4 protein-coding genes are annotated in these 3798 nt (G+C 66.1%); 1 reads left to right on the top strand and 3 read right to left on the bottom strand.

Translation table 11 applies throughout. From position 1 onward, the window contains the following. A partial coding sequence (locus tag ACLN58_RS19340; RefSeq protein WP_415856863.1) for a hypothetical protein occupies positions 1-188 on the bottom strand: 188 nt, incomplete at its 3' end. A 10-nt stretch (positions 189-198) separates the two neighbouring features. Further along, positions 199-774 carry a MarR family winged helix-turn-helix transcriptional regulator gene (locus tag ACLN58_RS19335; RefSeq protein WP_415856862.1) on the bottom strand — a complete coding sequence of 192 codons (576 nt, stop codon included), beginning with the start codon at positions 772-774 and terminating at the stop codon, positions 199-201. A gap of 255 nt (positions 775-1029) precedes the next feature. Between ACLN58_RS19335 and ACLN58_RS19330 the strand changes: the two genes are divergently transcribed. Further along, complete coding sequence (locus ACLN58_RS19330) at positions 1030-1878, top strand: NAD-dependent epimerase/dehydratase family protein (protein WP_415856861.1); 849 nt, start codon at positions 1030-1032, stop codon at positions 1876-1878. A 1379-nt stretch (positions 1879-3257) separates the two neighbouring features. Here ACLN58_RS19330 and ACLN58_RS19325 read toward each other — a convergent pair. Then, the gene (locus tag ACLN58_RS19325; protein ID WP_415856860.1) at positions 3258-3725 is read right to left on the bottom strand and encodes a ribose-5-phosphate isomerase; all 468 of its coding nucleotides are present in this window, start codon (positions 3723-3725) and stop codon (positions 3258-3260) included. Positions 3726-3798 lie beyond the last annotated feature (73 nt).

The raw sequence follows: 3798 nt of genomic DNA, 5'->3' as shown, positions 1-3798 counted from the left end.
TGCAGGGGGCCGAGCAGGGCGTGAGAGGGGGAGTAGTGGCCCGCCGCGCCTTCGCGGAGGGAGCCGATGACGGCGGCGGAGCCCACCGCGGGATTCCACTGCGGCCAGAGCTCGAGCCGCTCGAGGACCGCCCACAGGCGATCAGCGGGGAGTCGGAACCATTGCGATGCGGTGCGCTGCCAGGTCACCCGAGTCAGTCTATGCGTTGGGCTCCGCGTCGCAGGAGCCGCCCTCTCCCTCGCATTCGAGCGAGCCGGAGGCCTCGATGGCCGCCGAGATCCGGTGGCAGGCCTCGAGCAGGGCGCTCTGCTGCTCCGGCGTGAGCGGGTCGAAGACCACGCTGCGCACAAACTCGACGTGACCCGGTGCGGCCTCGACGATCGCGCTTCGGCCCGCCGGAGTCAGCGCGATGTCCTGGCCCCGACCGTCGTCGGGCGAGCACGCGCGTGAGATCAGCCCCTTGCTCTCCATGCGCCGGAGGAGGTGTGAGAGGCGGCTGCGGCCCCAGCCGAGCATGCGCGCAGCCGTCCCCGAGCGAAGCACGCCGTCGGGATCCTCGGTGAGCGTCGCGAGCACCGAATATTCGGGGCCCGAGAGCCCCGAATCGTGAAGGAGCTGGCGGTCGATAGCTGGCTGAAGGCCCCACAGGAGGTGCCGCAGCGCAAGCCAGACCTCCCGCTCTCGGTCGTCGAGCCAGCGGGGCTCCGCGGCGCGCAAATCCGGCGCCTCGGCGACCGCCGTCGTGACGGCAGACGTGTCTGCCCGAGCCTCCATGTGTATCCCCCCGACCGTCGGCGCAATGAACTTGACGCATCAATCTTATGGGTGTAAGCCCCGATCACCAACTCCTCGTTGAGGTGTCAATCAGAGCGCTCGAGGCCTGCGGGCACCGAAGGCATCCGTCTCCTGAGTAGGATTCGCAGGGCCCCCATCCCGCTGTGGTCGGACCTTCCGGCCGCGTCACGACTCTGCTAAGCAGGAAGGACTCAATGTCTGAAGGGCCGCGGGACGCGGCCGGAAGGGTGTGCCATGAAGATCGCACTGACCGGCGGGAGCGGGAAGCTCGGCCGGGTTGCTGTCGAGTACCTCCGCTCGTCGGGCCACGAGGTGTGGAACCTGGACCGCGTGGGGGAGCGCGGCGACCGGGGTTTCATCCAGACCGACCTCACCGACTACGGGCAGGTGATTGACGCAATCGCGGGCGTCGACGATCGCCACAGCGGGGTGGATGCGATCGTCCACCTTGCGGCGATCCCGGCGCCCGGGCTCGCGCCCGACGCCGCGACGTTCCGGAACAACATGCTCGCGAGCCACGGCGTGTTCCAGGCCGCTCGACGGCTCGGGATCAAGCGCATCGCGTACGCGTCGAGCGAGACCGTGCTCGGCTTGCCGTTCGACATCGATCCGCCCTACATCCCGGTGGACGAGGAGTACGAGACGCGGCCCGAGAGCACCTACTCGCTCGTGAAGCACCTCGAAGAGCACATGGCGCGCCAGCTGTGCCGGTGGGACCCAGGCCTGAGCATCTCCGCGCTGCGCTTCTCCAACGTCATGGTCCCGGCGGACTACGCGCGGTTCCCGCAATTCGACTCCGATCCGCGGGCCCGGAAGTGGAACCTGTGGGGCTACATCGACGCGCGGGACGGCGCCCAGGCCATCGAGAAGGCCCTATTGACCGCGCGGCCCGGCTTCGAGGCCTACATCATCGCCAACGCGGACACGGTCATGAGCCGTTCCTCGGCCTCCCTTGCAGCCGAGGTGTTCCCAGACGTCCGCGTGACCAAGGAGCTCGGCGAGCACGAAACGATGCTGGGCATCGATAAGGCCCGCCGGCTCCTCGGCTTCGACCCGCAGTACAGCTGGCGCCAGGAGGCCTAGCGCCAAGGGGCGCCCGGGCCGGCCCGGGCGCCCTGCATGCCCGCCGCTAGCAGCCTTGGTAGGCCGTGAGGACCACACGCCCAAAGGCCCGACTGAATCTGCCGGCGCTGCCACCGCGTACTCCAACAGAGAGCTTTCCAATAATGGCGCGAGCTGTTTTTGTCAATAGCTCGAATCGTAAGTGTTTCTGAATCTGGCAGGGGCCGCAGGATGCCGCCTGCGGCCTCTTGCCTTTTGGCCCCGTGAACACGGATGGCAGGGTCGAAATGTGTGTTCGATAACCTCCGTATTTTGTGGCCCTACTCAGGGGAATTTTCTTGAACACTGACGACGAGCGTCGAAATTGTGTTCGATAATATCCGTAGTGGACTGAAAAGTCGCCCCGCCTCCTCATCATGTCGAACCGGGCATGCGCCCGTGAACCGAAGATCGACTAAATTCATCACCGCGCGGGTTGTGTTCGGTCGGTTTGCACAGTCGTTGCGCGCGGTCTTGCGCCCGTCTCCGTGGCAGAGGTAGCGTCTGCTTGCTCGCTCCGATTTGCACGAAACAGGGGGATCAATGACGAAGAATCCGCGGCGTTCCACACTGATTTCCGCGATTTGTTTTGGCGTGCTTGGTGCACTTGCCGTGCTAAGCGCAGCTCCGGCGAATGCATGGCAAAATTGGTGGTACTCCGATGACTACCATCCAGCCAACCAAGTCCAGAGAAGCGGAGAAGGGACTTTGTACGGGGGACAGGTGTACGTCGGGCAGGGCCACAGTGCGGCATTCTGGGCCAACGAATTCATCGGCAACCACAGTGTGCCCCCGCCGGCCACGGTTCCTAGGAGCTGATGTTGAGGCCCCCGGCGCTGACAGCGGCGTTGCGGCCCAGGAATCTCCGGGCTGCAACGCTCCGGGCCGTTCTCGCGGGCTTGGCTACTGTCGCAGTCGCAGCAGTCCTTGGCTACGCGGCTATGACCACTGACGGACTCACAGGTGGATTTTTGGCCGGGGTGCAAGGCGCTCCGGCGGCAGCCGACCTCCCACGATATCCGTGGCAGCCACAGGCGAGCCTGTCTGTGGGGTCGGCCATCTATTTGGCCATCTATGCCAGGTACTTCTCGCAAACTGCAAGTAGGGTTGTCGCTTTAGCGGTGCTCGTTGGCGTGGTCGCACTCGGGTGGCCTGTGGCGCTGATGCTTGTGCATGACGGCGTTGTGGCGGTGCCTATTCTCCTCTTGGGTTATGCAAGCACCTCACCAGCAATTCTCGTCTTATGCGCGGTAGTGGCGGTTTTCCCTCGATGGAAGTTGGGCCGGCCGCGTGCCGTGTCCGCCTACGGCAGCCCGGAGGGGCCCGCCTAGCGCTTGGTGCCGTCTATTCCTGGGCGGCCTTTAGCAGCCCTCGTAGTCGGTGAGGACCTTGACCTTCGCGGCCGAGGCGGATTCGGGATCGAACGCGTAGCCGATCCACTCCTTCGCGAGCCGCCGCGCGAGCTCGAGGCCCACGACTCGCTGCCCCATGGTGAGGACCTGGCAGTTGTTCGACAGCACCGAGCGCTCCACCGAGAACGAATCGTGGGCGGTCGCCGCCCGGATGCCCTCGACCTTGTTCGCCGCGATCGCGACGCCCAGACCGGTGCCGCAGAACAGGATGGCGCGGTCGGCCTGGCCGTCCTTGATGAGCTGCCCCGCGGCCAGCCCGACGTAGGGGTACGGCTTGGCGAAGTCGTCGTCCCCGCGGTGCACACCGATGTCGATGACCTCGGCAACGCGCGGGTCCGCCTCCAGATCCGCGACGACCTTGTCCTTGTAGTCGACGCCCGCCTCGTCCGAGCCGAGCACGATCCTCAATCCGCTCATGATTCCTGCCTTTCGGGTCAGTGGGCCGCCGCCGCGGCGGCCTGGGGGTCGAGCGCCGGTCCGAGCACCGCGA

The organism is Sinomonas sp. G460-2, from assembly GCF_047759905.1.
Classification (GTDB): Bacteria; Actinomycetota; Actinomycetes; order Actinomycetales; family Micrococcaceae; genus Sinomonas.
This window is presented reverse-complemented; position numbering and strand designations above follow the sequence as displayed.